The 4485-nt window shown below is 70.1% G+C and carries 5 protein-coding genes and 1 pseudogene; 5 read left to right on the top strand and 1 reads right to left on the bottom strand.

The genetic code is table 11. The features are described from left to right. From ACFR9S_RS09345 to ACFR9S_RS09330, 4 genes are all read left to right on the top strand, one after another. The coding region (locus tag ACFR9S_RS09345) for a DUF7504 family protein (RefSeq protein ID WP_379818487.1) at nt 1-394 on the top strand (394 nt) is incomplete at its 5' end. Between the two features lie 75 nt (nt 395-469). Further along, nucleotides 470-844, top strand: a complete 375-nt coding sequence (locus ACFR9S_RS09340; RefSeq protein WP_379732985.1) for a translation initiation factor IF-5A — start codon at nt 470-472, stop codon at nt 842-844. Continuing rightward, nucleotides 844-1692, top strand: a complete 849-nt coding sequence (locus tag ACFR9S_RS09335; RefSeq protein WP_379818486.1) for an arginase family protein — start codon at nt 844-846, stop codon at nt 1690-1692. Before ACFR9S_RS09340 ends, ACFR9S_RS09335 begins: the two co-directional genes overlap by 1 nt. 27 nt (nt 1693-1719) lie before the next feature. Continuing rightward, nucleotides 1720-2541, top strand: a complete 822-nt coding sequence (locus ACFR9S_RS09330) for an MBL fold metallo-hydrolase (RefSeq protein WP_379732705.1) — start codon at nt 1720-1722, stop codon at nt 2539-2541. A 7-nt stretch (nt 2542-2548) separates the two neighbouring features. Here ACFR9S_RS09330 and ACFR9S_RS09325 read toward each other — a convergent pair whose 3' ends face one another. Then, nucleotides 2549-3502 (bottom strand): DUF5787 family protein, encoded by a 954-nt coding sequence (locus ACFR9S_RS09325; protein WP_379818485.1) that lies wholly within the window; start codon nt 3500-3502, stop codon nt 2549-2551. A 131-nt stretch (nt 3503-3633) separates the two neighbouring features. On the opposite strand from ACFR9S_RS09325, the pseudogene ACFR9S_RS09320 reads away from it, so the two are divergent. Next, nucleotides 3634-4485: pseudogene (locus tag ACFR9S_RS09320) on the top strand (translation initiation factor IF-2 subunit gamma); the annotation flags it as partial.

Here is a 4485-nt window from a genome sequence, read left to right as displayed (position 1 = left end):
CGCGCCCGGACGCGTCGAGGAGGCGGTCAGGGCCGGCGGCGGCGATCCCGCGGACGTCGGGATCGTCCCGGTGTCGGCGTCGCCGGTGCGCTACGGCGGCCCCTGTTGGGTCGCCGAGCGGGTGTCGCCGTCGGACTTGACGGGGATCAGCATCCAGTTCTCCCGCGGCGAGCGCTACCTGCGCGAGGGAGCGGGCTGGGTCGTCGTCGACGGGCTGGGGACGCTGTTGATGTACAACGAGGAGGGGAAGCTCTACCGCCTGTTCTCCCACCTCGTCGGCCGCGCCCGGGAGCGACAGTTCCGGCACGTCACCGGCGTCGATCCGGGGGTGCTCACCTCGGAGACGCTCGCGCGCTTCCAGGGACTCCACGACCGATCGATCGAACTCGACTGATCGGCCGAACCGCGTCCACGGCGCCTCCCGGCCCGTTCCAAGAGGTTTATACCGCTCACCCGGGAATCCGCAAGCATGGCGAAAGAGCAGAAGCAGGTGCGTGAACTGCAGGAGGGGAGCTACGTGATGATGGACGACGCCCCCTGCGAGATCAACCACTACAGCACGGCCAAGCCGGGCAAGCACGGCAGCGCGAAGGCCCGCGTCGAGGGCGAGGGCGTGTTCGACGGGAAGAAGCGGAGCCTCTCCCAGCCCGTCGACGCGAAGATCTGGGTCCCGATCGTCGAGCGCAAGGGCGGGCAGGTCGTCTCCGTCGAGGGCAACGACGCCCAGATCATGGACCTCGACACCTACGAGACGTTCACGATGCGCGTCCCCGAGGACGAGGAGCTCGAGCCGGACGACGAGATCGAGTACCTCGAGTACGAGGGCCAGCGGAAGATCGTGTGATGGGGTTCCCCGGCGCCGTCGCCGAGCGCGAGCACGCCGACTACGCGGTCGTCGGCGCCCCGCTCGACGTCTCGACGACGTTCCAGCCGGGAGCCCGGTTCGGCCCGGAACAGATCCGGCGGTTCGCCGCGTCCTACGACGACTACGACCGCCGCACCGACCAGCAGTTCTCCGAGTTGGGCGTCCACGACGCCGGCGACGTGCGGGCGTGGGACGACGCCCCCGAGTACCTCGAGTTCCTCGGCGGCAGCCTCGCCGATCTCGTTCGCGACGACGTGACGCCGCTGCTGCTCGGCGGCGAGCACACGGTCACCGCCGCGGGCGTCCGCGCGACCGACCCCGACGTGCTGGTCGTCCTCGACGCCCACCTCGACCTCCGCGAGGCGTACGACGGCAATCCGTGGAGCCACGCGGCCGTCACGCGACGCGCGCTCGACGGCGACCCCGAGGACGAACCGCTCGCGACGATCGACGGGATCGCTGACCGTGCGGTGATCCTCGGTGCCCGCACCGGCTCCGAGGCCGAGTGGGAGCGCGCCGAGCGCGACGACGTGACGGTCGTGCCGCCCGAAGACGTGAGCGAGTGGACGCCCGACCTCGCTGAGGAGTCGGTCTACCTCTCGGTGGACATCGACGCCGCGGACCCCTCGGTCGCACCCGGGACGGGGACGATGGAGCCGTTCGGGCTTTCAGCGCGGGAGATTCGGGACGTGGTTCGGCAGGTCGCACCGAACGCCGTCGGCTTCGACGCCGTCGAGGTGAACGACCGCGACGACGGACAGGCCGCGGCGTTGGCGGGCAAACTGCTCAAGGAGTTCGTCTTCGCCCACGCCGACCCGGACCACTAAGTTCTCGGCCCGCCGCTCTCGACGTGAATGCGCGTCACCCTCCTCGGCACCGGCGACACCACCGGCACCCCGACGGTCGGCTGTGACTGTGCGACCTGTGAGCGCGCCCGCGAGCGCGGGGTCGAGCGCTCGCGGTTCTCGGTCCACGTCGAGAACGAGCGTACCGGCGAGTGTCTCCTAATCGACGCTTCGCCCGATTTCCGCTCGCAGTTCGAGGCCACGGGCGCGGCCCTCCCCGACGCCGCCGTCGTCACCCACATCCACTTCGATCACCTCGACGGACTGGGGAACTTCTATCGCCTGCTCGACGATCTGCCCGTCCACGCCGCCAGCGAGGTCGACCCGTTCACCGGCGAGAGCGTCGCCGACTCGATCCGGGAGCGCTACGACTACCTCGACGTGGTCGAGGTCTTCGGACAGGAGCCTTTCTCCACCTTCTCGGTCTGCGGGTTCGAACTCACGCTCGTTCCCGTCGAACACCCCCCGATGGCGTGCTACGGGCTGGCCGTCGAGGACCCGGAGACGGGCGCAAAGCTCTCGCTGTCGGGCGACACGAGCTACGACATCCCCGAGGAGAGTCGCGACGCGCTCCGGGACCCGGATCTCCTGCTGGCCGACGCGATCGTGCCGGCGTCGCTGGCGCCGAAACACCCCATGGGCGGCTCGGACTTCGTGGACGACGTGCCGATGACGTTCGGTACGAAGCACATGACCCGCGAGGGGGCGATCCAACTCGGCGAGGACCTGAACGCCGACGAAACGCGGCTCGTCCACCTCGCGCACTACTACCCGCCCGAGGAGGCGTTCGAGGAGCCGCTGGCCGTCGACGGCGAGGTGTACGAACTGTGAACGACCGTTAGAACTGATCCAGTCCCGCCTGCTCGCGGCCGACGCCCGAGGGATCGCGGACCCAGTGGCTCCGCTCGTCGCGCAGTTCGTCGGGATCGACCGCCGGCTCCTCCCCGGGTTCGTACCCCGGACAGTCGGCGCCGCAGTCCATCGACGGCGCGACCGGGCGGTCGTGGAACGAGCAGTACGGAACGCCCGCCTCCGTCGCCGAGCACCGCGTACAGCCCGGGAACGATTCGGGCCGCCACCCCTTCCCCCACGCGCGCTCGGCGATCCGGCGGCGCTGGCGGGCCTTCGCGTCGGCGTCGACGATCGCTACGTCGGTCCGGAGCGGTTCTTCGGCGCGGAGTTCGACGCCCGGCTCGTCGACGGGAAGCGGCGACGCCTCGCGGATCGTCTCACGCTCGCCCGTCTCGGGGTCAAATCGCCAGACGCCCACGGGGTCGGGGATTCGGTTCAGGTGGGCGCCGGTGACGTAGCTCTCGGTCGCGAGCCACACCTCGTCGAACAGCGCGAGTTCGACGTCGAACCGGAGTTGGAAGTCGAGGTCGCCCGGGCGGCCGAGATCGGGCTTGTTCTCGACCCCGACGAGTCGGTCGATCCAGTCGGGGTAGCGCGCCGTCTGTCGGACGTACGTGCGCCCGCCGCGGCGCTCGCGCTCGAAGAAGCCCAGTTCGGCGGCACGCTCGGCGATGGCCGCGGCGCGTTCGGGGCCGCAGTCGAGCGCCTCGGTGACGGGCACCGCCTCGCCGGCGCCGACCTCGCCCTCGATCGCGAGCGGGGGGATCGTCTCGCTGGTGACGGCGGCGCGGTCCGTCACCGCGTCGGTGGGGACGATGCCGACGGTGTCCATCACGCGGGCGCCGGGGGTCTCGACGGCGGCGCCCAGTTGGCGGGCGACGATCCAGTCGGTCGCGGCTTCGAGGCGGGCCGACAGCGCGAGTTCGAAGGCGACCTCCACGGACGGCCGTGGGCGGGCGGCGGACAAAAGCGCGTCTCTCCGACCGACGCGGCCGCCGCGAGGCCCGGAGAACAGCACCTTTATCAGTCGCTCGGGGTGAATTTAGGGTAGAATTCCTCTCAGGAGGTCATATGGTGACGGAGAACTCAACACAACCGGAGGTGAACATCGGACTGGTCGGCCACGTCGACCACGGGAAGACCACGCTCGTGCAGGCGCTGAGCGGTTCGTGGACCGACAAGCACAGCGAGGAGATGAAGCGGGGTATCTCCATCCGACTGGGGTACGCCGACGCGACGCTGCGTCGGTGCCCCGAGGAGGAGAAGCCCGAGTGCTACACGGTCGAGGAGCACTGCGACGAGCACGACGTCGACACCGAGATCGTCCGCGACGTGTCGTTCGTCGACGCGCCGGGGCACGAAACCCTGATGGCGACGATGCTCGCCGGCGCGGCGATCATGGACGGCGCCGTCTTGGTGGTCAGCGCCACCGAGGACGTGCCCCAGGCCCAGACCGAGGAGCACCTCATGGCGCTGGACATCATCGGCATCGAGAACGTCGTCATCGCCCAGAACAAGGTCGACCTGGTCGACGGCGAACGGGCGCGAGAGAACTACCGGCAGATTCAGGAGTTCGTCGAGGGCACCGTCGCCGAGGACGCGCCGGTCGTCCCGATCAGCGCCCAGCAGGAGGTCAACATCGACCTGCTGATCGACGCGATCGAGCGCGAGATCCCGACGCCCGAGCGCGACCCCACCGCCGACTCCCGGATGTTAGTGGCACGGAGCTTCGACATCAACAAGCCGGGGACGACCGCCGACTCGCTGCTCGGCGGCGTCGTCGGTGGCTCGCTCGCACAGGGCACTCTGCGCGAGGACGACGAGATCGAACTCCGCCCCGGCCGCGAGGTCGAGGAGGGCGGCGAGAGCGAGTGGCGGCCCATGACGACCACCGTGCGCTCGATCCAGGCCGGCGGCAACCCC

Origin of the sequence: Halolamina salina, assembly GCF_042678005.1 — an archaeon.
Classification (GTDB): domain Archaea; phylum Halobacteriota; class Halobacteria; order Halobacteriales; family Haloferacaceae; genus Halolamina; species Halolamina salina.
The sequence above is the reverse complement of the archived record's forward strand: the minus strand, read 5'-3'. Positions and strand labels throughout refer to the sequence as shown.